Raw genomic sequence first — 26522 nt, 5'->3', positions numbered from 1 at the left:
CCCGCCGGATCACCATGCCCGGCGCGGCCCGTTCTCCGCTACCATCTGCACCCGACCAGTGACCATGCGTCTATGCGCGATGCGCTGCATGGGCTTGACCTGCAGAGATGCACCGTCCTCGGGGGAACGCATTGGACAGTCGGCAGTTCCCTCCCACCCCGGATCCGCAGTCGGCCGAGCCCTCGGCCGCGCTCAGCGTGATGCTGCGGACCTGGTGGGAGCGGTGCCCGGGTACGCCTCCGACCCAGACAGCGCTGGCCAGGCGGGCCGGGGTCAACCAGGCCACGATGTCCCGCTACCTGAACCCGGCCCTGCCCACGACGGCGCCGCCGCGCGTCGTGGAGGTGCTGCACGCGGCTCTCGCGGCTGACCCCGGATGCCTGCGCGAGGCGCTCCGGCTCGCCGAGGCCGCCCAGGGGGCGGGGCGCTCTCCCCGGGCGGGCGGTGGCACCGAGGAACGCATGCCGGGGCCGGCTGTCACCGCCGCACCGGCCACTCCGCGCAGACGGGTGGTGACCGTCCCGCAGACGTGGCTCTGGGGCGCGGGCGCGCTCTTCCTGGCCGTCGTACTCGGGCTGGTGCTCCGGCTGCCGCCGGGCCCCGCCCCTGCGGCGCCGGTCGGCCCGGCGCCCGCCGTGCCGGGCGAACCGGTCGCCGTGCGGCCGACCTGGCCGGTGGCCCGGCTGGGCGACGTGCTCTGGGAAGCCAGGACGGTTCAGTACCTTCTCAACGCGCGGGGGTACGGGACCGAGGTGACGGGCACCTTCGACAGGGCCACCGAGGCGCAGGCGAAACGCTTCCAGAGCGCACAGGGCCTCGACCCGGACGGCCGGGTCGGCCCCCTGACCTGGCCCCGCCTGATCATGCCGCTGGCGGCGGGGGACCGCGGCCCCGCCGTCACGGCCCTGCAGGCGCTCCTCGCCGGCGCGGACCACCCCACGGCGGTCACGGGTACCTTCACCACGGACACCGAGGACACCCTGCGCGTCTTCCAGGCCGCGTACGGCCTTCCCACGACGGGGCGCGCCGACTCCGCTGTGTGGCTCGTGGCGCTGACAGCCCAAAGGCCCCGGCTGCACGGCTGACCGCGCGACCGGGGCCCCTGGAAGCAGAGGTCAGTGCCCCAGCGCCAGCTGGTCGTATCCCGCGATCTCGCGCGGGTCGCGGGCGGCGGGGCCGACGTACGTCGCCGAGGGGCGCACCAGGCGGCCGGTCCGCTTCTGCTCCAGGATGTGCGCCGACCAGCCCGCCGTACGGGCACAGCTGAACATCGACGTGAACATGTGCGCCGGGACCTCCGCGAAGTCCAGGACGATCGCCGCCCAGAACTCGACGTTCGTCGCCAGGACGCGGTCCGGGCGGCGGGAGTGCAGCTCCTCCAGCGCGGCCTTCTCCAGGGCCTCCGCGACCTCGAAGCGGGGCGCGGCCAGCTCCCTCGCCGTGCGGCGCAGGACGCGGGCGCGGGGGTCCTCGGCGCGGTAGACGCGGTGACCGAACCCCATGAGCCGCTCACCCTTGTCCAGGGCCTGCTTCACGTAGGCCGTGGCGTCCCCGGTCCGCTCGATCTCCTCGATCATGCCGAGCACCCGGGACGGGGCGCCGCCGTGCAGCGGGCCCGACATCGCGCCCACGGCGCCCGACAGGGCCGCCGCCACGTCGGCGCCGGTGGAGGCGATCACACGGGCGGTGAACGTCGAGGCGTTCATGCCGTGCTCGGCGGCCGACGTCCAGTAGGCGTCGACGGCCTTGACGTGCTTGGGGTCCGGCTCACCGCGCCAGCGGATCATGAACCGCTCCACCACGGACTGCGCCTTGTCGATCTCGCTCTGCGGGACCATCGGGAGCCCCTGGCCGCGCGCCGACTGGGCGACGTAGGACAGGGCCATCACGGCGGCCCGCGCCAGGTCGTCGCGCGCGGTCTCCTCGTCGATGTCGAGGAGGGGCTTCAGTCCCCAGACCGGGGCCAGCATGGCGAGTGCGGACTGCACGTCGACACGGATGTCACCGGAGTGCACGGGGATCGGGAACGGCTCTGCGGGCGGCAGGCCGGGGGTGAACGCCCCGTCCACCAGCAGACCCCAGACGTGGCCGAACGAGACGTGGCCGACGAGGTCCTCGATGTCCACGCCGCGGTAGCGGAGCGAGCCGCCCTCCTTGTCGGGTTCGGCGATCTCCGTCTCGAACGCGACGACTCCTTCAAGTCCGGGTACGAAGTCGGACATCAGGCGGCTCCCTCGGCTCGGCGGCTGTATGCGGCCCCTGGTCCCACGGGGCCTGCCCACGATACTGGCGGGTACGCACGGTGTTCGGAAGGGTGACATCCGGCACAACTCCCGGCGTCCGGCCGGTCCCCCGACGGCCGCGGGCTGCGTGTACGCCCCTTCCCGACGGAGGCGGCGTCCCCTGCGGCAGGATGGGCCTCGTGCCCACAGCTGATGCCACTCCGTCTTCCGCTTCCGCCTCCTCCCGCGCCTCCTCCGATTGGACCACCGATCCGGCCGCGATGCGCGAGCAGTACCGCTCCGAGGACTTCACCGAGAAGGACCTCGCCGCCGACCCGATGGAGCAGTTCGCCCACTGGTTCCGGCAGGTCGCCGGGGGCGGCGCCCTCCACGAGCCGAACGCGATGGTGGTCTCCACCGCCACACCCGAGGGCCGGCCGTCCTCGCGCACGGTCCTGCTCAAGCACTACGACGACCGCGGTTTCGTCTTCTTCACCCACTACGGCTCACGCAAGGGCCGGGAACTGACCGCGAACCCGTACGTCTCGCTCCTCTTCCCCTGGCACCCGCTGGCACGCCAGGTCATCGTCAACGGCACGGCGTCCCGCGTGGGCCGCGAGGAGACGGTGGCGTACTTCCGTACCCGTCCCCACGGCTCCCAGCTCGGCGCGTGGGCGAGCGAGCAGTCGACGGTGATCGGCTCGCGCCGGGAGCTCGTCGACCGCTACGAGCAGCTGGTATCCCGTTACCCCGAGGGGGAGAAGGTCCCCGCGCCCCCGCAGTGGGGCGGCTTCCGGGTGGTGCCGGAGACGATCGAGTTCTGGCAGGGCCGCGAGAACCGGCTGCACGACCGGCTGCGGTACGTACGCGAGGGCTCCGGCTGGCGGGTGGAGCGCCTCTGCCCGTGACCCGGCGGCGGCCCGCCTCCCCGGCGGGCGGCCCCGTCGCCCGGGCCCGGACACGCGGAAACCCGCAGGCTCTGGTCCCTCCTTGCGGAGGGGCCGGCCGGATCTACCGGCGAGCCTGCGGGTCGGTGACTGCGTGGGTTTCGGCAGACAGCTGCCGAGGTGCACTGTGTGCGACGACGGGCTGTCAGCCCGCAGCCACCTCACGAATCCGATAAGACTGCACTTTTCGGATCACCTCCTTTCAACGTGTGACCACAGCCTAGGAACTCGCCCCCGAGCGGCACAAGTGATTTATCGGGGAGGTGGCCGCCCGATTTCCGGGAAGTGGCTGTGCGGTGGCTCACGTTCGAGTTCAATGGTCTGACGTGCGGTAATGCGGACAGCCATGACGGACACGTCCTGCGGGGGTACGGAGTGAGTGCTTCCAGGAGCAGTGGGACCACCGACGCGCTCGGTCCCGACGAGGGCCCCGGGCGGCAGCCCCCGGCGGGGGCCGTTCCCGGGTCACGGCTGCTGGCCGCGTTGCTCGACGGCATGGACGCGGCGCTGTGCGCGTTCGACGCGCACGGCACGATCACGCACTGGAACCGCGAGGCCGAGCGCATCCTCGGCTGGACCGCCGCGGAGGCCGTGGGCCGGACCGGGTTCGCCGGGTGGGCCGTGCGCAGCGCGGACGCGGACGACGTGCACGGGCGGCTCATGGCCGTGATGGACTCCCCGGGCCGGCAGGTCCACGAGTTCGCACTGCTGCGCAAGGGTGGCGGGCGGGTGCTCGTCCGCACCCAGTCCTCGGGTGTGCGCGGCGAGAACGGCAGGCCCGCCGGGGTGTACTGCGCGTTCAGCGAGGTGCACACGCAGATCGACCTGGAGCGCTCCATCGCGCTGAGCGAGGCGCTGCTGGAGGACGCCTCCTGGGGTGTGGTCCTCGTCGACGTCGACCTTCGCCCGACCGTCGTCAACGCCCACGCGGCCCGGGCCCTGGGCGGCGGCCGTACGACGCTGCTCGGCCGCCCGCTGGGCGAGCTGATCGTCCAGGGGGTCGAGGAGCTGGAGGGTGCCCTGCAGCATGTGCTCGCCGAGGGGGCGCCGCCCGCCCCCGCCGAGCTGTGGGTGACCCTGCGGACGCTGAACGGTGACCGGCGGCGCTGCTGGCGCAGCGGATTCCTCCGGCTGGCGTCGCCGCTCTCCGAGGAGCCCGTTCCGCTCGGCGTCGGCTGGGTGTTCCAGGACGTGACGGCGGCCAGGCTCGCCGAGCAGGAGGCGGACCGGATGCGCTTCCGGTCCAACCAGCTGCACCGGGCCGCCCGGCAGGCCGCCGAGTGCGAGGACCCCATGGAGGCGGCGACCTCGTCGCTGGACTACGCCCTGGCCGGGTTCGCCGACCACGTGGTGGTGGACCTGCTGGCGGGGGAGCGGCTGGTACGGGCCGCCGCGACGCCCGCCGACGCGCCGGGGCCCTGCCTCCCGGTGTCGGGCGGCCCGCTCCCCGTGCGGTACGGCACGAGGCATCCCGCCGTGCAGGCGGTGGAGCGTACGGGCGCGGTCCGCACCAGCGCCGGGCCCGGGGCCGGCGAGCAGTGGGCGGTGGAGCACCGGTGGCCCAAGGACTCGGTCCACGCCCTGTGCGCGGTGCTGCGGAGCCGGGGGCGGACGCTGGGCGTGGTGACGTTCCTGCGGGCGGCGAACCGCAGCGCCTTCGAACGAGCGGACGCGTTGTACGCGGAGAGCGTCGCGGTCCGGGTCGCCTCGGCCGTCGACCTGGCCCAGCTGACGGGCGTGAGCGGCGTCCCGGGACCTTCAAGCGAGTGAGGGCGGCGGGCCGGGCGGCGTACGTCCGGGTGCGCGCGCTCCGAGCCGGGTAGAGCCGGGGAGCCCCAGGGGTGCGGGCCGTAGGGCCGTCGGCGGCTGTACGGCGGGTGCCGACCGGTGGTGCGGTCGTACCCGGCGCGGGCGCACCGAGCCGCGTACGGGGCTGCCACGGGCCGGCGCTCCGGATGCGGCCGCCGTCCTCGCGACGGGCGGCTCAGTGCCGGTAGAAGATCCGGTCCGCGTACTCCCGCATCACGCGCCCGTTCCACTCGTGGCCGCCGTCCACGTTCCCCGACCGCAGCAGCGGCGGTTCGATCCCCCGGGCGACGAGCTCCTCCGCGGCGGTGGCCATCACGGCCTGCATCAGGGCGCTGGTCACGACGGTCGACGCGGGCGCGAACGGCGCCTCGATACCGTCCGCCGTCAGCTCCGCGTCCCCGATCGCGATCTTGCTGTCGAGCACGATGTCGCAGTGGTCGCGCAGGAAGCCTCCCGAGACGTGACGCGACCTGGTGCCCGTCGCGTACGCGACCGAGGTGATCCCGACGACCGTCAGGCCGAGCGCCCGGGCGTTCTGCGCCATCTCCACCGGCAGCGCGTTGCGCCCGGACAACGAGATGATCATCAGGAGGTCACCGGAGGTCGCCGGGCTGGAGTCCAGCACCGCGCCCGCCAGGCCGTCCACCCGCTCCAGCGCCGAGCCGAGCGTGGCGGGCATGACGTCGACGCCCACGGTGCCCGGGACCGCGAGCAGGTTCATCAGCGCGAGGCCGCCCGCCCGGTAGACGACGTCCTGGGCGGCGAGGGACGAGTGCCCGGCGCCGAAGGCGAAGAGCCGGCCGCCCGACGCGACCGTGTCGGCGATCGCGGCACCCGCGGCGGCGATCGGGCCGGCCTCCTCGTCGCGTACCCGCTCCAGCAGGCCGATCGCCGCGTCGAAGAACTGACCGGCGAGCTTCGTGTCGCTCATCGAGGAGGCCTTTCCTGCGGGAGTGGGGGACCGTGCCGCGGATCACGTTGCGGTCTGGACCAGTGGCCTGTCAATACCGCTCCGGTCCGTCCCGCGCACTGCCTCCGGCCGGTGCGGCACGGTTGTCGGTGCTATGCGTCAGAATTGGTGGAGGGCCATCGCACGACGACTTCACGTCACAGCATCGAGGGGCACGTATGTCCGGACTGATCGACACGACGGAGATGTATCTCCGCACCATCCTCGAGCTCGAAGAGGAAGGCGTGGTCCCGATGCGCGCCCGCATCGCCGAACGGCTGGACCAGAGCGGTCCGACGGTCAGCCAGACGGTCGCGCGCATGGAGCGGGACGGGCTCGTCCAGGTCGCGGGCGACCGCCACCTGGAGCTGACCGACGAGGGCCGCCGCCTCGCCACCCGCGTCATGCGCAAGCACCGGCTGGCCGAGTGCCTGCTCGTCGACGTGATCGGCCTGGAGTGGGAGCAGGTCCACGCCGAGGCGTGCCGCTGGGAGCACGTGATGAGCGAGGCCGTGGAGCGCCGTGTCCTGGAGCTGCTGCGCCATCCCACGGAGTCTCCGTACGGCAACCCGATCCCGGGCCTGGAGGAGCTGGGCGAGGAGGCGGAGGCCGACCCGTTCCTGGACGAGGGCATGGTGAGCCTCTCCGAGCTCGACCCGGGGACGGAGGGCAAGACCGTGGTGGTGCGCCGGATCGGTGAGCCGATCCAGACGGACGCCCAGCTGATGTACACGCTGCGCCGGGCGGGCGTGCAGCCCGGTTCGGTCGTCAGCGTGACCGAGTCGGCCGGCGGCGTGCTGGTCGGGTCCAGCGGCGAGGCGGCCGAGCTGGGCGCCGACGTTGCCTCGCATGTCTTCGTAGCGAAGCGCTGAGGGGTGGGGACGCGGCACGGATGCGTCGCTGAGGAGGTCCTGATATCGCGCTGACCAGTGCGGATGTCAGGCGGATGCAAGGTGTGGACGGCGCCTGCGGGGCGTGCCAGGGCCACTGATGCAGGTGTTGCAGTTGCATACACCGGTGCAGATGCACGTGCAGAAGTGACCGGGTACGGCCCGCTTTCTGTTTTCCGTCCGGAATCGCAGCGCCCGGGCGAATCGCGTGCCAGGCTGTGGCCAGGCATATGACCTGAGGGGCCGGCAGATACTGCCGCGCGGTCGGGGAGGGAGCGGCGAATGCGCCCGTCGCACTGGCATGTGCGCCGCGGGGGGACTGCCGGGCGGCCTGTTGCCCCGGGGTGCCTTCCGGGCGCGCGCACGGTCCGGTACGAGGGCCTCTGCGAGGACGCGGACGGGTGCGGTCCGGCTGCTTCCCGGACAGGGGAAAGGCCCCGGCGCCCGAGGGTGCCGGGGCCGGTCCTCCCCCGCGCTGACCTGGAGCCCCGAGCTCTCGAAGTCAGTCCCCGCGGACCCCTGTCCCCGAGTGGTCCGCTTCCCGTTGGAGATCTCCCCGCGGTGACGGGCGTCAATCCTGAACCGCTGTCACTCAAACGTGGGATGTTGCGCGCCGGACCCCGGTTTTCGAATAAAGGTTCGATAGTCTTGCGGACGCCGGCATGCGAGGGCCGACGAGCACATGGTCACCGACGAGCCTGCGGTGACCGAGGACGCGAAGGAGGTGCCGGAACCCATGGTGCGGCGCGTTGATGTGACCGGCTCCGACGGCCTACGCCTTGCGGCCTGGGAGTTCGCCGATCCGCCCAAAGGGCGCGCGGAGGACGAACGCGCCCCGGGGATCTTATTGCTGCACGGGCTGATGGGCCGGGCCGCGCACTGGGCCTCCACCGCCCGCTGGCTCTCCGAGCGTCACCGCCCGGTCGGCCTCGACCAGCGGGGCCACGGCCGCAGCGAGAAGCCCGCCGAGGGCCCGTACACCCGCGACGCGTACGTCGCCGATGTCGAGGCCGCGATCGAACAGCTCGATCTCGCTCCCGTCACCCTCATCGGGCACTCCATGGGCGCACTCACCGCCTGGCAGCTTGCCGCGAAACGCCCGGACCTGGTCAAGGCCCTGATCATCTGCGACATGCGGGCCTCCTCCCTGGGGGCGGCCTCCCAGCGGGAGTGGGAGGACTGGTTCACCTCGTGGCCGGTGCCCTTCGCGACGCTTGCCGAGGTACGGAAATGGTTCGGCGAGGACGATCCCTGGGTGGAGCGGCCCAATCCGTCCCGGGGCGAGTTCTTCGCCGAGGTGATGGCGGAGAGCGCGGACGGGTGGCGGCCCGTGTTCTCCCGCCGGCAGATGCTCGCGTCGAGGGCCACCTGGGTCTACGACGCCCACTGGGAGGAGCTGGCGCAGGTGCGGTGCCCCACGCTGGTCCTGCGGGGGATCGACGGGGAGCTGGGCAGGGCCGAGGCGCAGGAAATGGTCCGCGTCCTGCCGCGCGGGCAGTACGCCGAGGTCGCGGACGCCGGCCACCTCGTCCACTACGACCAGCCGGAGGGCTGGCGCACGGCGGTGGAGCCGTTCCTCGAACAGCTCGCCGAGGACGTCCGCGACGACCGGGAGCCGGTCAGCCCGTGATCCACCGAACCCTGGTGGGGTCCGTGGGTCCGTGGGTCCGTGGGTCCCTCGGTCCTGCCCGTACGTCCCCTGAGCCTTGCCCGTACGTGTCCGGGCGGGCCGGTCCGAGGCGAGCGGCAGGCTCCTCGGCCGCCCCCGGGCCCCCGCTCAGCCCTTGCTGACCGCGGCCAGGATCTCCGGGAGCCGGTCCGCCGTGCGGGGTGCGGCCAGCCGCACCCCCAGCAGGCCGACGGCCGCCCCGTAGACCGCTCCCACCGGCAGCAGCAGCCACAGCCAGCCCCGCAGATCCGCCACGTGCAGCCAGACCGTCAGTCCGATCACGGGTGAGCTGAGCAGTGCGGCCGCCACCATCCCGCCGAGGACGGAGATCCAGGCGAGCCCCGCCTGGCCCGGCACCACGTTCTTGAACGCGCCGTCCTGCGGGATCGAGTACGGGAAGAGCGCCGAGGCCATGGCGCCCGTCGCCAGCATCGCACCGAGCAGTGCGAACGACAGCCCCATGACCCCCGGCAGGGCCGCCCAGTCCCCGACGACCGCCGTCGTCACCACGGTCACCAGGACCGTGTACGGCAGCGTGATCAACAGCAGCGCCAGCGCGCGGGCGCGCAACTCCAGGTAGGCGTCCCGGGGGGAGGAGATCGAGAGCGCCACCATCCAGAAGGCCGAGGTGTCCTGACCGAACTGGTTGTACATCTGCATGCCGAGCATCCCCGCCGCGAAGCAGGCGAAGTAGACCGAGCCCGCCCCCTGCACCGCGTTGAGCACCGGGACGATCAGGCCGATCGCCAGCGCCGTCACCCAGGACGCCTTGGTCTTCGGGTCCCGTACGACGTAGCGCAGGCTCCGCCGCATCACCGTCCCCGTACGGCCCTCGGGCAGCAGCGCGAAGAACCCGGAGCCTTCCGTACCGGCGGCGGACCGGCCGCGGGCCGGCTCCGCGGCGGCGACAGTGGAGCCGTCCGGTGACGTCATCAGCTTCACCAGGCTCCGCTGCCACAGCCACATCAGGGCCGCCAGGGCGAGCACCGCGAGCAGCAACTGGGCCGCGGCGGACCCGTAGGCGCCCTCGGAGGCGGATTCCACGGCGCCGAGCGCCGAGGACGGGGGCAGCCAGCGCACCACGTCGGCGGCCGGTTCGAGCGCGGAGAGCCCGCCCGCCTGCCCCAGGCGCTGCGCACCGACGTTGACGAACTGGATGCCCACCGCGATCACCAGCCCGCTGAGCACCGCGAGATCACGTCCCTTGCGCGAGGTCAGCAGCCGGATGTTGGCCGTGGCGACCGACCGCGCCAGCGCCACGCAGACCAGCAGTGTCAGCGGTACGGCGATCACGCCGGCCACCACCCCCGCCGGACCGTGCGCGAGCGCGATCACCGAACCGAGCGCCAGGGCCAGCGTGAAGAGCGGACCGATCCCGATCAGCGAGGCCGCCAGCAGGGCCCCGACCAGCGGGCGGGGCCGCAGCGGCAGCATCACCAGCCGGCTCGGGTCGAGGGTCTCGTCTCCGCTCGGGAAGAACAGCGGCATCACCGTCCAGCCGAGCGCCACGACAGCGGTCAGCAGGACCACCAGGGTCCCGGCCTGCGCGTGGCCGCGCAGCGCGACCAGGCCGATCGCCTGGCCCACCGCGAACAGCGCCGTGACGACGAGGGAGGCAATGTAGGCCGCCCGCCGCCCGGAGGACTGGCGCAGTCCGTTGCGCAGCAACGTCAGTTTGAGCCGTACGAAGACGGGGACGAGGCCCTGGCCCCGCTCCGCCGGCGCGGCGGGACCCACCGGGGCGTCGAGCACGGTCATCGGGCACCGCCCAGCCAGTCCAGGGACTCGCCGGTGTCCCGGGCGTTCGCGCCGACCAGTTCGAGGAAGGCCCTCTGCAGCGAGGGCGCGTCGCCACGTACCTCGGCGAGTGTGCCCTGGGCCCGGATGCGGCCCGCGGCCATGACGGCCACCCAGTCGCAGAGCGACTCGACGAGCTCCATCACATGGCTGGAGAAGACGACGGTCGCCCCGGACGCGGTGTACCGCTCCAGCACCCCCCGGATCGTCTGCGCGGACACCGGGTCCACACCCTCGAACGGCTCGTCCAGGAAGAGGACTTCGGGGTTGTGCAGCAGGGCGGCCGCGAGGCCGGTCTTCTTGCGCATGCCCGTGGAGTAGTCCACGACCAGCTTGTGCTGGGCGCCCGCGAGGCCCAGGACGTCGAGCAGCTGGGTGGCCCGCTTGTCCACCTCGGCGCCCGGCAGCCCGCGCAACCTGCCTGTGTACGCCAGGAGTTCGCGGCCCGACAGGCGCTCGAACAGCCGCAGCCCCTCCGGGAGGACGCCGATCCGGGACTTCACCGCGACCGGGTCCCGCCACACGTCGTGACCACCGATCTCGATCGTCCCCCTATCGGGCCTGAGCAGTCCGGTCACCATCGAGAGCGTGGTGGTCTTGCCCGCGCCGTTGGGTCCGACCAGGCCGACGAACCTGCCCGCGGGCAGCTCCAGATCGATACCACCGACCGCGACCTGCTCACCGAACCTCTTCCACAGCCCCTGTACCCGTACGGCGGGCGGCGGCGTCGCCCCACCGGCCCGGTCCACCCCCTCGACCCGGACCGCTCCGCCCGCCCGGTCCACTCCGCTCGTGCTGTTCGCCTGGTCCGGCATGACACTGCCTTTCGGTATCCCCACGTCCGGGGGACCACCCTACGAAACGCGGCCCCGGGCGTCGGCCGCCTCCCGTGCGCAGGCGTAGGCGAGCGGACCGATGAGGCTCTCCGCGTCCGGCAGGCGGTGGCCGGCGCGGCCGGGCCGGTGGACCCACTGGACGACCCCGCGCCCGCCGACACGCGTCGGGGGAGCGGCCACGTAATGGCCCTCTCCGCGGCCCACCAGGTCGATCGCCGCGGGGTCCCAGCCCGCGCGGCACACGAGGCCGGGGTACCCGGCGGCGGCGCCCGGCAGGACGAAGAACACCGTCCGGCGGTCAGGGGTGCGCGTCACCGGCCCGAGCGCGAGCCCCATCCGCTCCATCCGGGCCAGAGCGAGGAAGCCCGCGGACTCCGGGACGTCGAGCGCGTCGAAGGCGCGGCCCGCCGCCAGGAGTACCGAGGAGCCGGGCTGTTCGGACCACATCCGGCGGGCGGCCGCGGCACTGCTGGTCGCCTGCTTCGCCCAGCCGGGCCCCGTCGGGTGGGCTCCGGGGGAGACACAGCCGGTGTCACCGCACGAGCAGCGCTCCCTTCCGTCCACGGCTTCGAGCCAGGTGCCGGGAAACACATCCCATTCCTGCTCCTGCGCGTACCACGCCGCCGCGTCGGGCAGCTGTTCTCCCCGCTGCCGGGGCACCCGCACGGCTTCCGTCACTCCGATGGCCTCTTCCACGCACAACTCAACTGCCGTCGCACGCAGGGGTTACGGGCGCGCTGACAGACCGTCATGACGGATCGGTCCCGCATGCGGGGCGCACAGGTGCATGGACGGGGGCGCGCATGCGGCAGGTCGCCGATGTGCGGGTAACCACTTGCAGGACTGTGCCAGGAAGCCCGTCGCGGGCCCGTGCCCGCCTGGCACCGCTGTACCTGATGAAGATGAATGTGCGCATTTCTTGTGTATGTGCCGGGCAGTGATCCCTTCACCGGTCACTGCGGTCCCAGGGGGAAAAATGGCAGCCAGGCCTCTCGTCGCCCGCCAGCCGAACGAACGGCTCCAGACGCTCATCCAGGAGGCAGCCTGCTCCAACGCGGGTCTCGCCCGCCGCGTCAACATGGTCGGTACCGAGCGCGGACTCGACCTCCGCTACGACAAGACCTCCGTGGCCCGCTGGCTGCGCGGACAGCAACCACGCGGCAGGGCACCGGGAATCATCGCCGAGGCGCTCGGCCGCAAGCTCGGACGTACGGTCACGATCGACGAGATCGGGATGGCCGACGGGAAGAACCTGGCCTCGGGCGTGGGCCTGCGGTTCGCCCCCACCGTGCTCGGCGCGATCGAGCAGGTCTCCGAGCTGTGGCGCAGCGACGTGGGCCGCCGTGACCTGCTGGCCGGGTCGGCGGTCGCGGCCTCCGCCATGGTCGAGCCCAGCCGTGACTGGCTGATCACGGGCCCCGACCCGCAGGTGGCGCGCACGGCGGGGGCCAGGGTCGGCTTGCCGGACGTGGAGGCTGTGCGGGCCATGACCGCCGCCCTCGTCGACCTGGACCACCGGTTCGGCAGCGGACACGTGCGGCCCGTCCTCGTGCACTACCTCAACAGCGTGGTGGCCGGGCTCCTTTCGGGGGCGTACCGGGAATCGGTCGGCCGGGAGCTGTTCGGCGCGGTCGCCCGGCTCACCGAACTCGCCGGGTACATGGCCGTCGACACCGGCCAGCCGGGGCTGGCCCAGCGGTACTACATCCAGGCGCTGCGCCTCGCCCAGGCGGCGGGCGACCGGGCCTACGGGGGTTACGTCCTGGCCGCGTCGATGAGCCACCTCGCCGCCCAGCTGGGCAATCCGCGGGAGATCGCCCAGCTGGCGCGGGCCGCGCAGGAGGGCACCCGGGGCCGGGTGACCCCGCGCGCGGAGGCCATGTTCCACGCCGCAGAGGCCCGGGGCCACGCCCTCATGGGAGACGCCCGCACCTTCCAGGTGGTGGCCGCCCGGGCGACGGCGGCCCTGGAGCGCACCGACCCGGACACCGGGGACGACCCGGCCTGGATCGCCCACTTCGACGCCGGCTACCTCGCGGACGAACTCGCCCACTGCCACCGCGACCTGGGGCAGGCGGAACCGGCCGCGCGCCGGGCGAAGGAGGCGCTGGCGGCCCTCCCCGCCTCCCGGACCCGGCGCCGCGGTATCGGCCTGGTGCTGCTGGCCACGGCTCAGGTGCAGCAGCGCGAGGTCGAGGAGGCGTGCCACACGGGGCTCCGTGCCGTGGAACTGCTGAGCACGGTCCGTTCCAGCCGGGGCGCCGAATACCTCGACGACCTCCAGCAGCGCCTCCTGCCGTACGGGAACGAGCCCGCGGTCCGCGAGTTCGGTGCCCGGCTGGAACTGCAGGCCGCCTGACCTGCGACCGGGCCCGTTCCCCCGGGCAGCGCCGGAAGGCCACCGCGTGCGATCCGCGGTGTGAAGGGGTGGTGAGTGCCCACGGGCGCTTGGCGCGGGGCCGCAGCCACCCGATAGCGTGAGCCGACGATTCCGTAGGTTGACACGTAGGAGTCCCGGTGACGCAGAGCGGACAGGGTGACGAGCAGCAGCTCCCTGCTGTACGGCCCGCGCACGAAGGTGTCGTGCTGCCCGCGGAGGGTGGTGCCTGGGCCGCGGGCGGGCCCGCAGGAGGGCCGGCACCCGGCAGGGCGGCCCCTGCGGGCGGGCAGCCGTGGGGCGATGCCTGGGGTCCGCAGGCCGCGCACCCGGCCGGCCCGCTCCCGGGGCAGCTGCCCCCCGAGCAGCCGCCGGGCGGGTACGCGCCGCAGGCCGGGCCGTACGAGCCCGCGCAGCAGCCCTATCCGGCGCAGCAGTCCTACGCGCCGCAGCAGGACCCGTACCCGCAGCAGTTCCACCAGCAGTCCGGCTCTCCGCAGTACCAGCAGTACGGTCAGTCGCTGCCGCCGGAGGCCGGGGCCGGTGGGGTGCCGGGCGGGGACGCCGACGCCACGCAGTACATCGCCCCCGTTCCCGGCGGGCACGGCGGCCCGGCCGGCCTGCCGCCCGAGCGCCCGGCGGAGGCCACCCAGCACCTGGGCGGGCCGGCGCAGGCGGGTGACGCCGACGCGACCCAGTACATCCCTCCGGTGCCCGGTGGGGCTCCGTACGGCATCCGGCCCGGCACCCCGGGCGACCGGCAGCCGCCCGCCGAGTTCGACAGCCTCTTCCGCGAGGAGGGGCCCGCGGGCGCCACCCAGCAGATGCCGCACGTCGACTCGGCGCGCCGGCAGCCCCGGCAGTCCCAGCCGCCGCACCAGCAGCACCCGGGTGCGCACGGCCGGCCGCAGCCCACGCCCCCGCCGTACCAGTCGGGTCTGCAGGGCGTGCAGGGCATGCAGGAGCCCGACGACCACGGGCCCGGGACGCCGCGCCGACGGTCCGCGCACATCCCGCTGATCGCCGCGGTCGTCGTCGGCTGTGCCGTGGTCGGGCTCGGGGCGGGAGCCCTGCTGAGCGGAGGTGACGAGACGTCTTCGGACGACAAGCAGCCGGTGGCCGCGCAGAGTTCACCCGGTGCCGACCCCTCCACGCAGGCGGCGGCCGACCCCGCGAAGCCGCAGGCGGAGGCGCTCGACAAACTGCTCGCCGACAGCAACAACAGCCGTGCGGCCGTCATCAGCGCCGTGGAGAAGATCAAGAACTGCACGGCGCTCGACCAGGCGGCCACCGACCTCAAGGGCGCGGCCACGCAGCGCCGCGACCTGGTGACCCGGCTCGACGGGCTCGCCGTGGACCGGCTCCCCGACAACGCCGGGTTGAAGTCCTCGCTGACCAAGGCGTGGCGGGCGTCGGCCCAGGCCGACGACGAGTACGCCGCGTGGGCGGGACAGGCCAAGCACGGCAAGAAGGTGTGCAAGGGCGGCAAGGCCCGGTCGACGGACGCGACGGCCAGGGCCGAGGCGGCGAGCGGCGAGGCCACCCGGGCGAAGCAGGAGGCATCGGGCCTCTGGAACTCCATCGCGGAGAAGTACGGGCTGACGAAGAGGACGCCCCAGCAGCTCTGAGCCGACGTCGGGAGCCCCGGCCGCGGGCCGGGAGTGCGCGGTCCGGGCCACGCGGTCCGGGCCACGCGCGGTCCGGACCTCCCTCCGGAGACGGCGGGCCCGGGTGGACCGGGAGCCTCCGGCACCGCGGCCCCGTCCCCGCGCGCGCCGGAAGCCGCGCGTCGGCGCTCCGTGTCCGGGGCGGCTGGGACCGGCGGTCGAGGCGGTGGCGCTCAGCGGCCGAGGCGGGCGTCCACCAGGGTCTCCGTGACGTCCACGAACCCCTTCTTCTCGGCGATCAGCCGGCCCTCGCGCACCACCTGGAACGTCACCCGCCCGTTGACGATGCGGGAGTACGCGGCCGTGCCCACCATGTCCCGGAAGCGCCAGCGCAGGACCGGGGTGAGTCCGCCGGTGTCCACCTCGGTGCCCCGGTTGAGGCTGACGCTGATGCCGCCGGCGGTGATCTCCGGCTGGTCCATCGCCTCGATGACCGCCTTGAGCACGGTGTACGCGATCCAGGTGGTCTGCACCCCCGTGTCCTCCGGGTCGATGCGGTTGTCGCCGAAGGCGAACCTGCTGATCACCTGGCGCATCCCGGTCCAGCGCGCGTCCCCGGAGTCCGGGTACCAGCCGGTGACGTAGGCCCCCTCGAAGGGGCCGTTCCGGCCGCCGGTCCGGTTGATGAGCGGCTGCCCGATACTGCCCAGCACGGACGAGATCCGCACCCCGCTGCCTTCCGGTTCGAGGCGGCGGAACGAGTCGAAGAACGTCTCCGTCCCCTGGCCCAGCACCGCCGTCACACAGCCGTCGGCCGCCTGGGCGAGCGCTTTGGCCGCCTGGGAGTCGTACGAGGTGGCCTCCTCCGGCGCCCTGATGTCGTAGGCGGCGGGGAGGTCGGCCCGGCCGAGGCTGGTGTCCAGGAGGCCCGGCATGCTGTCGCCGACCAGCGAGTCGGGCCGGACCAGGGACACCCGGTGGCACCGGGAGGCCAGTTGCTCGCCGTTGCCGGCGACGAGCGCCGGCTGGCCGCCGTTGACGGGGTAGGAGAGGTAGCTGGTGAACTCGTCGGCCGAGGCGCCGTAACCGCCGATGTACGGGATGCCCGCCGCCTCCAGCGGGGCCAGGAACGCCCTCCCGTGCCGACTGTACGAGCCGACGACGGCGGCCACGTCCTCGTCGACCGCCCGGCGGGCGCACCGCGAGGCGCCGGCCGGGGTGTCCCCCTCGTTGCAGGTCAGGACGCGCAGCTCGTGCCCGTCGATCCCGCCCTGGTCGTTGATCCAGGCGGCGTAGGTGCGCGCCATGGCCGCCATGCCGGCCATGTTCACCGCGTCGGCACCCGTCGTGTCGGGGGACCAGGTCATGACGGTCACGGGCTCCCTGGAGCCCCCCGAAACCCCAGGGAGGACACCGCAGCCGGACAGCAGCGCGCCGACCGCCGCCGCACTGGTGAGGAGTCTGCAGGGGCGGGGGGAGGTGAGGCGTCGCCGTCCGGTCATGAGCACGAATACTTGCGTGGGGGAGGTAACGCCACTGTGTGCGGTGTTCGACGCTCGGTGACGGGAGGGTGAATTCCGGGGGTCCGTGTGCGCGCGGCGAGAGGGAACGTACGATCGACCATCGTGCAGCAAGGTTCGGAGAACTCTTCCCGTCGCGGCCGTCGCTCCTCCACCATGGGCGGCATGCCGCTCAACGACATGCCCTGGTGGCGCTGGCGCAGCAACGTGCGCTCGGCGCTGCACATGCTCTCCGACCCCGTCTTCCACCAGCAGTGCTGGCTGGCCGGCCAGGAAGGCTACGGCGACGTCACCGACGCCGTGTACCGCCTGGTCGAGGACACCTGGCTGGACAACTGGTCCGCCGAGAAGTACGTGGGCACCATCTTCCGGGACTCCGCCGAGGCCGCCCTCGTGGACGTCGCCGCCCTGCGGGTGCTGCGCATCATGCACCAGGTCGGTGCGGACGCCCCCGTCTCCGCCTACCTGGAGCACCCGGGCTGGCAGGACGCGGTCCTGGCCGCCCGCGAGGCCCATGTGATGCTCGCGGGCAACGACGCCGAGGACCCGGACATCCCGCCGCGCCCCCTGGACGTGCTCCGCATGATGACCGGATCGGCCTGACCTGCGGACGGTGTGGCACCCTACGGGGATGACCGCGCCGCAGCCCGCCGTATCCGTTCCCGCCGCTGCCTCGGACGCCCCCGAGCAGTACGTCCTCACGCTCTCGTGCCCTGACAAACAGGGCATCGTGCACGCCGTGTCGAGCTACCTCTTCATGACCGGCTGCAACATCGAGGACAGCCAGCAGTTCGGCGACCACGACACCGGTCTCTTCTTCATGCGCGTCCACTTCTCGGCCGACGCCACGGTGAACCTGGACAAACTGCGGGCCAGCTTCGCCGCGATCGGTGACTCCTTCCGGATGGACTGGCAGATACACCGTGTGGCGGACCGGATGCGGGTCGTGCTGATGGTGAGCAGGTTCGGGCACTGCCTCAACGACCTCCTCTTCCGGTCCGGCATCGGCGCGCTGCCGGTCGAGATCGTGGCCGTGGTCTCCAACCACACGGACTTCGCCGAGCTCGTCGCCTCGTACGGGATCCCCTTCCGGCACATCCCCGTCACCCGGGAGAACAAGCCGGAGGCGGAGGCGCAGCTCCTGGAGCTGGTGCGCGGGGAGAACGTCGAACTCGTCGTCCTGGCCCGCTACATGCAGGTGCTCTCCGACGACCTGTGCAAGCAGCTCAGCGGCCGGATCATCAACATCCACCACTCCTTCCTGCCGAGCTTCAAGGGAGCGAAGCCCTACCACCAGGCCCATGCGCGGGGCGTGAAGCTGATCGGGGCGACGGCGCACTACGTGACGGCCGACCTCGACGAGGGGCCGATCATCGAGCAGGAGGTCGAGCGCGTCGGTCACGGCGTCACGCCGGACCAGCTCGTGGCCGTCGGGCGCGACGTCGAGTGCCAGGCTCTGGCGCGCGCGGTGAAGTGGCACGCGGAACGGCGCATCCTGCTCAACGGCCGCCGCACGGTGGTCTTCGCGTAGACGCGTCCCGGGGGCGTGACCGGGGGCGGCCGGCTCCCGTGCTCACAGCCTGCTGAGCCGGGCGGTGCTCACAGCCTGCTGAGCCAGGCCCTGCTCACAGCCTGCTGAGCGAGGCCGCCGCGAACAGCACGTCGCGGACGGCCTCCCGGTCGCCCTCCTGCCCGGCCGCCGCCTCCTCCGGCGGGACGTGCCCGGCGACCAGCCGGCAGAACTCCACACCGTCGAGCGCCACCTGCGCCACCGCGTGGCCCGCGGATCCGACGGCGGCCGGTGAGTCCAGCGCGATGTACCAGTCGCCGCCGCCCCGCCCCTCGACCTCCAGGTGCAGCGAACGCCCCGGTGACCCGGCGGTCACCAGCCCCCGGGCCGGTCCGGCCAGCCCCGCGCGGCGGCGCCCGGCGAGGGTGGCCGGCAGCAGCCTGACCGCCAGGTCGATCATCCCGTGGAGATGGGCGGCGGCGGGCGGCTCGTACGGATAGTCCACCGCGTCCGCGATGTCGCCGCCGTGCACCCAGCACTCGAAGGCCCGCTCCAGGAGCGAGTCCCGCAGCGGCAGGGCGAAGTCCCCGTACGGTACGGAGAGGTCCGCGACGCCCCGGCCGGCGAACGACGCCGTGCGCACGAGGGTGTGGCTCTGGTCCCGCCACGGCTCCCGCACGGCCCGGGTGGGCGGCCGGGCGGCGGACGACCACCAGCTCTCGGTGCGCGCGGTCGGCGACAGCGGCTTGTCACCGCGCCCGAGCGGGTCGTCCAGGCCCAGCGCCGCGGAGACCAGCCCGTCGACGGTCATGAGGTGGCCGATCACTCCGGCCACCGTCGTCCTGCGGTGGGCCGGCCGCTCGTCCTGGAACCACTTCAGCCGGACCGGCGCATGCCATTCCGCGTCCCTGATGTCCCGCAGCAGCGCGTCGAGCCTGGCGGTCTCGGCGTCGTACGGGGCGGCCCAGGACGGGACGGGGATGCGCGCCGGGCGGCGGCCCAGACATGCCTCGAGCACCCGGTTGCGCAGCATCGGGTCGAGGTCCAGGCTGCCTTCGGTGTGCAGCAGCCCCACCGCGTCGCGCAGTCGCAGCGCCTCGTCCGCGCAGGGGGCGCACGAGGTGAGGTGCTCCTCGACCGCCGCCGTCTCCTCGGCTGAACAGGCGGCCAGCGCCCAGGCGCCGAGCAGGGACGCGAGGACCTGATGGGAGAGCACCGGAGCCGGCGGGGGAACGCTCACCGGGACCGTCGCCGGACAGGCGGGCGGCGCCTGCGGGGACGCGCTGGGCACCGCCGTCGGGGCACCGTCGGCCGGGTCCCGCACACCGCCGGGGCGCTGCTCCGGTATCCGGTGCGCGGCCGGGGACTCCTCGTCGTGGTCCTTGCCGCGGGTCTCGCCCGTCATCGTGTCCGCCCGTGTCCGGGCGGCGCGGAGCCCGTCGGCGGGCTCGTGCTCGCCGTGGAGAGCAGCTGCAGGCCGAGCCGCAGCCGGCGCCGCGCCTCGTCCCCGGTCACTCCCAGGTCGGCGGCGGCCTGACGGTAGTCCCGGCGCTGGACGTAGGCGAGCTCCAGAGCCGCGCGCAACGGCGCCGGCATGGAGGAGACGATGTAGTCGGCGCGGGCTGCGGCGGTGGCCTTGCGCACCCGCTGCTCGAGCTCGTGGGCGCGCTCCCGCGCGTACGGTTGCCCGGTCTCGCCGTGCGTGTCGCGGAGCCGCTCCACGGACTGCCGGTGGGTGAGCCGCGCCACCCAGGAGCGCATCGAGCCCTGCTTGGGGTCGTAGGCGTCGGGGTTCTCCCAGACGTAACCGAAGACCTCCCGGGTCACCAGGTCCGCGGCGTCCTCGTCGTCGAGCATCCGGTGCGCCTGACTGTGCACGAGGGCGGCGAACCGGTCGTAGAGCTCACCGAGCGCCGCCGCCTCGCCGCGCGCAAGCCGCTGCTGCATGCGGCGGTCCCAGCGCGGTGGTGCGTCCTTCGCCATCCGGCCCCCAGCCCTGTACCCCTCGTCACGTCGAATGTAGTCGGCGCCCCCAGGAGGTCACGTAGCTTTGCACCAAGTACGTCCCCCGAGCGGCGCCGGATGATAGGGAATACGTCATGCCTTGCCGTTTCCTGATCGGGTAAACGGCGCCTGAGCGATCATTCAGGGGCGACTCCTGCGCGGTGGCGGAGCCTCATCGGAGCCCTACCGGTGGCCCGGCCGGGGTTTCGCGGGGGGAGGACCTGGGCAGCCGCGAGGAGGAACGGAAACTTCCGGATGATCCTCCGGATCCCCCCGGAACGAGAGGCCCAGGCGCGTGACGCTGACGGTGGACGAGACGGAGCAGGACGGCTGGACCGTGCTGCAGGCCCGGGGTGAACTCGATCTGGTGAGCTCACCCGTCGTACGCCAGTCCGTCCACGGAGCGGTGGCCGACGGGCGGCACGACGTGGTCCTCGACCTCTCGGGCGTGCTCTTCTGCGACTCCAGCGGCGTCAACGTGCTGATCGCCACCCGCCGTCTCATGAAGTCCTGCGGCGGCCGGCTGCGGCTGATCCTCCCGGCCCGCGGCGCGGTGGACGGCTCCCACGTCAACAAGGTGCTCGGCGCCCTGGGCGTGCGCAGACTCTTCGAGGTCTACCCCGACACCCGGTCCGCCACCGACGCGGAGGCCCGCCCGCTCAGCGCGTGACACCCCGGCCGGAACAGCCGTGCGGGACACGCCGGTCAGTACGAGGTCGTTACGCCCCCAACGGTAGTTGGTGACACGTGGCGTCCGTCGGCGTCGTACGCTCCCCGCATGGACAGCGCAGAGTACGAGCGCAAGATCGCGCACCGGTTCGCCGCCTTGGACCAGGACGGCAACGGCCACATCGATCGCGCCGATTTCAACGCCGCGGCGGCACGTCTGCTCACCGCATTCGGTACGACGGCCCGCTGCGACAAGGGCCAGGCCCTCTACACGGGCGCCGAGGCCTTCTGGCAGGGCCTGGCCGGCATCGCCGACGTGGACGGGGACCAGCGCGTCACCCGGGAGGAGTTCGTGGGCGGAGCCGTGAAGCGGCTGCGCGACCACCCCGAACGCTTCGCGGAGATCGCACGCCCCTTCCTGCGGGCGGCGATCGCCGTGGCCGGAGCACAGGGCCACGAGGGGTCCGCGGCCGCTTCGGCCCCCGCCTCGGCCCCCGTCGCGGCCGTGGAGCGGGCCCTGCGGGTCCTGGGCGCCGGAGCCGACGTCGCGAGCGTCGCCGCGCAGAGCCTGGACACCGACCATGACGGGCAGGTCGCCGAGATGGACGCCGTCGCGGCGCTCTCCGCGTACTTCACCGTGATCGCGCCCGACGCGTAGGCCGCCCCGGCGCGCGGTCCCACCCCGGCGCGCAGCCCGCGGCCGGCGCGCAGCCCGCGGCCGACGGGCAGAACGCGGCCGACGGGCAGACCGCGTCCGTCGGGCGGGCGCCAACACGCGCAGCGAAGCGACGAGTTCACGCCCCTTCGTGCGGCGGGTCCCGCCCTGCGCCGGGCCCTGCCGTAGGGCCCGGCGCGGCACGGTCGTGGCTGACGGGGGGCACGGCGGCCGCGCGGTGCCGGTCGAACCCGGCGTGTGACCCTGCGCAGTCGGCGCCCGGTCGGGAGGCGCGGTCAGCCGGTGACGGCGCGGAGTCGTCCGCTCCGCTCCGGTAGGCTCCGGTGGATGCGAGTGGTTCTGGGACCGAGGGATCCGGCTGTGGCCCGTACGGCCACTCCGGCCCGGGAGCGGTGCCCTGCTCGCGGCCCCGGGAGATGCGCCGGGCCTGCCGGGGAGTCGGTTCCCCGATACCGGGGACGCTCCTGTTCGACTCTCCGCCGCGCGCGTCGCACAGTATGCGGCACGCGTACTCCTTCGCGCTGGAATATGCCCGAAGCGCTTGTTGCGGTGACTGTACGTCAACCATGCTGTGCACCAGGGGAGTCACGTTCCGTGACCCTGAGGAGGCGCGAGGCGATGTGTCCGCCGGTTCGGATGGTGTGAGCGGTGCAGGTGCTTCAGGTTCAGATGGAGGTCGGGCCGGATCCCGCGGAGGTGGGCCGGGCCCGCAGATGGGCTCGGTCACGACTGGTCGGGTCCGGGGTCGCGGATGACGAGCCGATCGCCGAGACGCTCCTCCTGCTGATCTCGGAGCTCGTCACCAACGCGGTGGTCCACACGGGCTGCCCGGCCGTCCTGCGGATGCTCTTCGGCTCAGGCTCGGTGGGGACCGTACGGGTCGAGGTGGCCGACACCAGCTGCCGACCGCCCCAGCCGCGTCACGCGGCGGGCGAGGACACGGGCGGCCGCGGCCTCGAGCTGGTGGACGGCCTCGCGGACCGCTGGGGATGGCAGCCGGAGGGCGCCGGGAAGCGGATCTGGTGCGAGGTCGACCGGGGCGGCCCGGTGCTGGTCCCGGTGACCGACGACCAGGCCGGCGACCCCGCCCGTATCTGAGCCCGGCGGCCCGGGGTGCCGCCCTGCGGCGTACGGCCCGCGTCGACCGGAACGCCCGCCGGCGGCACGCCCGGTGCCGCGGGCGGGGGCCGGCGCGGGAAGGGCGCCGTACCGGACCCGGATTCCCCGGCCACCTGGCCGACCGGCAGAGTGGAGGTGAGCAGCCGCCTTGTCCGCTCCACCCGCTGCTGGGCGAGCCGCCGCGCGGGCGGCTGGTGCGTCGTGGTCCGGTACGCCTCGGGTGCCCTGTGCGCGGCGGCCGCCCCGATGGCCCTGGTGGTCCGCAGCGAGCAGTACGACGGGGTGCGGGCCGCGGTCATGGCCCGACGCACTCCGGCCAGGGGGCGCCGGGCAGCCGCTCAGCCCTTCGCGGCCAGTCTCGCGGCGATCTTCCGGGCGTCCCGGGCCATCTCGCGGAGCATGCCGCTGATCGGATTGGTGAAGCCGGTGAAGTACAGGCCGGGCGCCTGCTTCGGGGTCCGGCCGCCGTGGACCACGGGGCGGCCACGGGCGTCCAGTACGCCGAGGTGGCCGACCAGACCCTCCAGGGCCCTTTCGTAGCCGGTCGCCGCGATCACCGCGTCGGGGGTGACGCGGGACCCGTCGGCCAGCACCACGGCGTCGCCGTCGAACGACTCGACGGCCGCCACGGGAACCACCCGGCCGCTCCTCACCGCGTCGATCAGCCCCACGTCCTGGACCGGGATCGCGCCCTCCCTGACCCGTGAGTACAGACCGGTGTCCGGGCGGGGCAGGCCCTGGGCGGAGAGGTCCGGGACGGAGATACGGCACATCAGGTCCCCGGCCCGGTCGACGAGCCGGACCGGCAGCCTGCGGACCAGGACGGCGGTGGCCTGCGCGGGCCAGCCCGCCGTGGAGCGGCGCACGATGTGCGGGACCGTGCGGACCGCGATCCGCACCCGGGCGGCGCCGCCCTCGGCCAGGTCCACGGCGATCTCCGCCCCGGTGTTGCCGATGCCGGCCACGAGGACGTCCTTACCGGTGTACGGGGCGGGGGCGCGGTACTCCGCCGCGTGCACCAGTTCACCGGCGAAGCCCGCGCGGCCGGGCCACCCGGGGATCCGCGGGGTGTGGTTGAAACCGGTGGCGACCACGACCGCCCGCCCGGTCAGCACCCGGCCCCCGGTGGCGCTCAGCTGCCAGCCGGACCCGTCGGCGACCCGGTCGATCCGGGTCACCTCGACCCCCGTCACCACCTCCAGCTGGTGGTGTTCGGCGTACTTCTCGAGGTAGCGCACCATGTCGTCACGGGACACCCACCGCCCGAAGCGGCGGGGTATCGCCAGCCCCGGCAGCGCCGACCAGCGCCGGGTCGTGTGCAGGTGCAGCCGGTCGTAGTGGCGCCGCCAGGAGGCCCCGACGTCCTGGGACCTCTCCAGGACGACCGCCCGGACGCCCCGGGCCCGCAGGGCCGCCGCGGCGGCGAGACCCCCCGGACCGCCGCCGATCACGTAGACCGGCCGGCCGTCGGTGCGGTCGATGGCGGCGGGCAGGGCATCCCCGGCGGAAGACATGCTGTCTGGCATGGTTCGGAGCGTAATCCGGCGAAAGGTTGATGGGTCTCGGTCAAGGTCGAAATCGATTGCGAAACGATCACGGCCGGCCGTTCCGGTCCGTTCACAGCCCGGGCGCCCCCCACACCGGGAACCAGCGGGCCAGATCGCTTTCCACCCGCAGGTCGTCCCCGAGCACCGCCCGCACCTGGAGCTCCAGCTGGTTGTCGCGCTTCTCCCCGCCGCCCGGCGCCGGGGCGAACGGATAGAACGTACCGCGCTTGTAGAGGTAGACCAGAGCCAGCGAGCGCCCTTCCGCGTTCCGGAAGCCGATCATCGAGCAGAGCAGGTGCGGCCCGAAGCCACCGTCCTGGAGCAGGGTGTTGACCGCGTGCAGGTCGTTGACCAGCTCGGCTGTGCCGTCGGTACCGGGCTCCTGACGGGCGAGCAGCCAGGTGTAGCCGTAGCCGTCCCGGCTGAACTCCACGGGGACGCCGCCCCGTGCCGTGTCGGCGTCGAGCAGTTCCCGTACGTCCTGCTGGATACGGGCGAACGTGCCGCCCTCCACCCCCGCGAAGCACACCGAGCCGAGGCCGGTCGGGGCGAAGCCGGTGCCGGCCTGGAGGGTGAGGGCGGCGGAGGGGACGGCGAAGAGCTGGTCGAGATCGGGGCGTACCGGCTTGCTGCGGCCCAGGATGCTGTCGAGCAGGCCCACAGGAGCTCCTTACGGGCGGGAGAGCCCGGCCGAGATCCGGGCCAGCTGGTCCAGACGCTGTTCCAGCGTCGGGTGCGAGGAGAGCAGCCGGCCCAGGCTCTCCTTGGAGGAGAAGGCGGGCACGAAGTAGAAGGCGTTGTACGGCTCCGCCTTCCGCAGGTCCTCCGTCGGGATCCTGGCCATCTGGCCGCTCACCTTCGTGAGGGCCGAGGCGAGTGAGGAGGGCCGGCCGGTGAGCAGGGCGGCCGTGCGGTCGGCGGACAGCTCGCGGTAGCGCGAGAGCAGCCGGGTCAGCAGGAAGCTGAGGGCGTACACGACCGCGCTGATCAGCGGGATGAGCATGATGATGATGCCCGCCGGGTCGTTGCCCCTGCTGCGGGCGAACCCGCCCCACAGGGCGACGCGGGTGATGATGCCGGCGAGGACGCCGAGGAACGACGCGATCGTCATGACGGCCACGTCCCGGTGGGCGACGTGCGACATCTCGTGGGCGAGGACCCCCTCGAGTTCGTCGGGTTCCAGTCTGCGCAGGAGTCCGGTTGTGGCGCAGACGAGTGAGGTCTTCTCGCTGCGGCCGGTCGCGAAGGCGTTCGGGACGTCGCTCTGCGCGATGGCCACCCGGGGCTTGGGCATGTCGGCCAGGGCGCAGATCCGGTCGACGGCCCCGTGCAGTTCCGGCGCCTTCTGCGGGGTCACCTCGCGGGCCCCCATGCCGTACGCGGCGATGCGGTCGCTGAACCAGAACTGGGCGACGAAGAGGCCGCCCGCGACGATCAGGATGAGTGGCCAGGCGCCGCGCAGGACGGCCAGGAGCACGCCCACCAGGACCACGTACAGAAGCCCGATGAAGAACATCGTGCTCACCATGCGGGTGGTCAGTCCGTGGTCGGGGGCGTAACGGGAACGGGCTCGTGCCATGGGTACCTCCAGCAGCTCGCCTGATCCCATAGTGCTCCTTTCGTGTAGAAACGGGGTAAACCCCTGGTGGGCTACGGCCAGAGCAGCTCGTGTGTCCACTCCGCGCCGCCCCGGCGGTAGCGCAGGCGTATGTGCCGCCGGCGCGCGTCGCCCTGGAAGAACTCCACCTCGCGCGGCTCGACGACGTACCGCGTCCAGGTCTCCACCTCCGCGTCCGGCTCGGCCCGCGCGCGTTCCCAGGCGGCCTCGGACGCCCGTACGAGATCCTCCTGCGACGGGAGCACCTCGCTCTGCCTGCCGGTCAGCGCGGCGGCCAGCGCCCCGGCCGACCGGGCGTGCAGGTCGGCCCGGCTCTCCGCCGGGCTCGCCGGGGTGACGGCGCCGCGCACGCGGATCTGGCGGCCCTGGGCGGGCCAGTAGAAGCCGAGGGCGGCGTGCGGGTGGGCGGCGAGCTGCCGGCCCTTCTCGCTCGTGGCGTGCGTGGCGAAGTGCCAGCCGCGCTCGTCGGCGTCGTGCAGGATCACCGTCCGCGCGTCGGGCCGGCCCTCGGCGTCCGTGGTCGCCAGCGTCATGGTGTGCGGCTCCGTCTGGCCGGCCGCCACCGCCTCGGCGAACCAGGTGTGGAACAGGGCGAGCGGGTCGGCGGGCGCGGCGGAGGTGTCGAAGCGGGGGAGGGGGACGTCCCAGACCCGCTGGGCGTGGAGCAGGTCGCGGAAGGCCTTCTGTGCGTCACTCATGGTCCTACTGTGCATGGCTCTGTGCTCGCTCGCGGTCCTGTTCCCCCGCCCGGGCCGG

The 26522-nt window shown here is 73.4% G+C and carries 24 protein-coding genes; 12 read left to right on the top strand and 12 right to left on the bottom strand.

Annotated features, from left to right (window positions below):
- Window positions 1–131: 131 nt before the first annotated feature.
- Window positions 132–1085 carry a peptidoglycan-binding domain-containing protein gene (locus ACH4VO_RS17390; protein ID WP_360985341.1) on the top strand — a complete coding sequence of 318 codons (954 nt, stop codon included), beginning with the start codon at window positions 132–134 and terminating at the stop codon, window positions 1083–1085.
- A gap of 30 nt (window positions 1086–1115) precedes the next feature.
- On the opposite strand, the gene ACH4VO_RS17385 is transcribed toward ACH4VO_RS17390, so the two are convergent.
- Window positions 1116–2222, bottom strand: coding sequence for a citrate synthase 2 (locus ACH4VO_RS17385; protein ID WP_360985338.1), 1107 nt, complete (start codon window positions 2220–2222; stop codon window positions 1116–1118).
- Window positions 2223–2503: 281 nt separating this feature from the next.
- Here ACH4VO_RS17385 and pdxH point away from each other — a divergent pair, with 281 nt between their 5' ends.
- A complete protein-coding gene (pdxH, locus tag ACH4VO_RS17380; RefSeq protein ID WP_360985896.1) occupies window positions 2504–3130 on the top strand; it encodes a pyridoxamine 5'-phosphate oxidase in 627 nt (208 codons plus the stop codon).
- 414 nt (window positions 3131–3544) lie between these two features.
- Window positions 3545–4939 (top strand): PAS domain-containing protein, encoded by a 1395-nt coding sequence (locus ACH4VO_RS17375; protein ID WP_360985335.1) that lies wholly within the window; start codon window positions 3545–3547, stop codon window positions 4937–4939.
- Between the two features lie 214 nt (window positions 4940–5153).
- On the opposite strand, the gene ACH4VO_RS17370 is transcribed toward ACH4VO_RS17375, so the two are convergent.
- Complete coding sequence (locus ACH4VO_RS17370; protein ID WP_360985332.1) at window positions 5154–5909, bottom strand: SIS domain-containing protein; 756 nt, start codon at window positions 5907–5909, stop codon at window positions 5154–5156.
- Window positions 5910–6106: 197 nt separating this feature from the next.
- Between ACH4VO_RS17370 and ACH4VO_RS17365 the strand changes: the two genes are divergently transcribed.
- Complete coding sequence (locus tag ACH4VO_RS17365; protein WP_360985329.1) at window positions 6107–6799, top strand: metal-dependent transcriptional regulator; 693 nt, start codon at window positions 6107–6109, stop codon at window positions 6797–6799.
- A 754-nt stretch (window positions 6800–7553) separates the two neighbouring features.
- Window positions 7554–8447 carry an alpha/beta hydrolase gene (locus tag ACH4VO_RS17360; RefSeq protein WP_360985893.1) on the top strand — a complete coding sequence of 298 codons (894 nt, stop codon included), beginning with the start codon at window positions 7554–7556 and terminating at the stop codon, window positions 8445–8447.
- 147 nt (window positions 8448–8594) lie between these two features.
- Here the strand turns inward: ACH4VO_RS17360 and ACH4VO_RS17355 are convergent, their stop codons facing one another.
- From ACH4VO_RS17355 to ACH4VO_RS17345, 3 genes are read right to left on the bottom strand one after another with little or no spacing between them, the layout of a single operon-like run.
- Window positions 8595–10244: a transporter gene (locus tag ACH4VO_RS17355; protein WP_360985326.1), complete on the bottom strand. Its 1650-nt coding sequence runs from the start codon at window positions 10242–10244 to the stop codon at window positions 8595–8597.
- On the bottom strand, window positions 10241–11098 hold the full coding sequence (locus ACH4VO_RS17350; protein ID WP_360985323.1) for an ABC transporter ATP-binding protein: 858 nt from the start codon (window positions 11096–11098) through the stop codon (window positions 10241–10243). The genes ACH4VO_RS17355 and ACH4VO_RS17350 overlap by 4 nt, the downstream gene beginning before the upstream one ends.
- A gap of 39 nt (window positions 11099–11137) precedes the next feature.
- Window positions 11138–11815: a bifunctional DNA primase/polymerase gene (locus ACH4VO_RS17345; protein WP_360985320.1), complete on the bottom strand. Its 678-nt coding sequence runs from the start codon at window positions 11813–11815 to the stop codon at window positions 11138–11140.
- Window positions 11816–12095: 280 nt separating this feature from the next.
- Here ACH4VO_RS17345 and ACH4VO_RS17340 point away from each other — a divergent pair, with 280 nt between their 5' ends.
- Window positions 12096–13478, top strand: coding sequence for a transcriptional regulator (locus tag ACH4VO_RS17340; protein ID WP_360985317.1), 1383 nt, complete (start codon window positions 12096–12098; stop codon window positions 13476–13478).
- Between the two features lie 158 nt (window positions 13479–13636).
- On the top strand, window positions 13637–15124 hold the full coding sequence (locus tag ACH4VO_RS17335) for a hypothetical protein (RefSeq protein WP_360985314.1): 1488 nt from the start codon (window positions 13637–13639) through the stop codon (window positions 15122–15124).
- A 212-nt stretch (window positions 15125–15336) separates the two neighbouring features.
- On the opposite strand, the gene ACH4VO_RS17330 is transcribed toward ACH4VO_RS17335, so the two are convergent.
- Window positions 15337–16605, bottom strand: coding sequence for an ABC transporter substrate-binding protein (locus tag ACH4VO_RS17330; protein WP_360985311.1), 1269 nt, complete (start codon window positions 16603–16605; stop codon window positions 15337–15339).
- A 174-nt stretch (window positions 16606–16779) separates the two neighbouring features.
- Here ACH4VO_RS17330 and ACH4VO_RS17325 point away from each other — a divergent pair, with 174 nt between their 5' ends.
- A complete protein-coding gene (locus ACH4VO_RS17325) occupies window positions 16780–17226 on the top strand; it encodes a hypothetical protein (protein ID WP_360985891.1) in 447 nt (148 codons plus the stop codon).
- 28 nt (window positions 17227–17254) lie between these two features.
- Window positions 17255–18154, top strand: a complete 900-nt coding sequence (gene purU, locus ACH4VO_RS17320; RefSeq protein WP_360985308.1) for a formyltetrahydrofolate deformylase — start codon at window positions 17255–17257, stop codon at window positions 18152–18154.
- Between the two features lie 94 nt (window positions 18155–18248).
- Here purU and ACH4VO_RS17315 read toward each other — a convergent pair whose 3' ends face one another.
- Entirely contained in the window at window positions 18249–19538 is a 1290-nt protein-coding gene (locus tag ACH4VO_RS17315; RefSeq protein ID WP_398440956.1) for a maleylpyruvate isomerase N-terminal domain-containing protein, read from the bottom strand.
- The gene (locus ACH4VO_RS17310; RefSeq protein WP_360985302.1) at window positions 19535–20116 is read right to left on the bottom strand and encodes a sigma-70 family RNA polymerase sigma factor; all 582 of its coding nucleotides are present in this window, start codon (window positions 20114–20116) and stop codon (window positions 19535–19537) included. Before ACH4VO_RS17310 ends, ACH4VO_RS17315 begins: the two co-directional genes overlap by 4 nt.
- A gap of 316 nt (window positions 20117–20432) precedes the next feature.
- Here ACH4VO_RS17310 and ACH4VO_RS17305 point away from each other — a divergent pair, with 316 nt between their 5' ends.
- The 3 genes from ACH4VO_RS17305 to ACH4VO_RS17295 all read left to right on the top strand — a co-directional run bounded on the left by ACH4VO_RS17305 (window position 20433) and on the right by ACH4VO_RS17295 (window position 22580).
- On the top strand, window positions 20433–20807 hold the full coding sequence (locus tag ACH4VO_RS17305; RefSeq protein WP_360985299.1) for an STAS domain-containing protein: 375 nt from the start codon (window positions 20433–20435) through the stop codon (window positions 20805–20807).
- A 108-nt stretch (window positions 20808–20915) separates the two neighbouring features.
- A complete protein-coding gene (locus tag ACH4VO_RS17300) occupies window positions 20916–21464 on the top strand; it encodes an EF-hand domain-containing protein (RefSeq protein WP_360985296.1) in 549 nt (182 codons plus the stop codon).
- A 666-nt stretch (window positions 21465–22130) separates the two neighbouring features.
- Window positions 22131–22580: an ATP-binding protein gene (locus ACH4VO_RS17295; RefSeq protein ID WP_360985293.1), complete on the top strand. Its 450-nt coding sequence runs from the start codon at window positions 22131–22133 to the stop codon at window positions 22578–22580.
- A gap of 359 nt (window positions 22581–22939) precedes the next feature.
- On the opposite strand, the gene ACH4VO_RS17290 is transcribed toward ACH4VO_RS17295, so the two are convergent.
- The 4 genes from ACH4VO_RS17290 to ACH4VO_RS17275 form a co-directional block, all read right to left on the bottom strand.
- Entirely contained in the window at window positions 22940–24127 is a 1188-nt protein-coding gene (locus ACH4VO_RS17290; protein WP_360985290.1) for an NAD(P)/FAD-dependent oxidoreductase, read from the bottom strand.
- Between the two features lie 91 nt (window positions 24128–24218).
- Complete coding sequence (locus ACH4VO_RS17285; protein ID WP_360985287.1) at window positions 24219–24809, bottom strand: hypothetical protein; 591 nt, start codon at window positions 24807–24809, stop codon at window positions 24219–24221.
- A 9-nt stretch (window positions 24810–24818) separates the two neighbouring features.
- A complete protein-coding gene (gene htpX / locus ACH4VO_RS17280) occupies window positions 24819–25727 on the bottom strand; it encodes a zinc metalloprotease HtpX (RefSeq protein WP_360985888.1) in 909 nt (302 codons plus the stop codon).
- A gap of 71 nt (window positions 25728–25798) precedes the next feature.
- Window positions 25799–26464, bottom strand: a complete 666-nt coding sequence (locus ACH4VO_RS17275) for a pyridoxal 5'-phosphate synthase (protein ID WP_360985284.1) — start codon at window positions 26462–26464, stop codon at window positions 25799–25801.
- Window positions 26465–26522: the final 58 nt, after the last annotated feature.

It is taken from the genome of Streptomyces sp. NPDC020780 (genome assembly GCF_044334475.1).
GTDB lineage: Bacteria > Actinomycetota > Actinomycetes > Streptomycetales > Streptomycetaceae > Streptomyces.
Note: the sequence above shows the minus strand (reverse complement) of the source record. Positions and strands in the feature narration are given on the sequence as shown.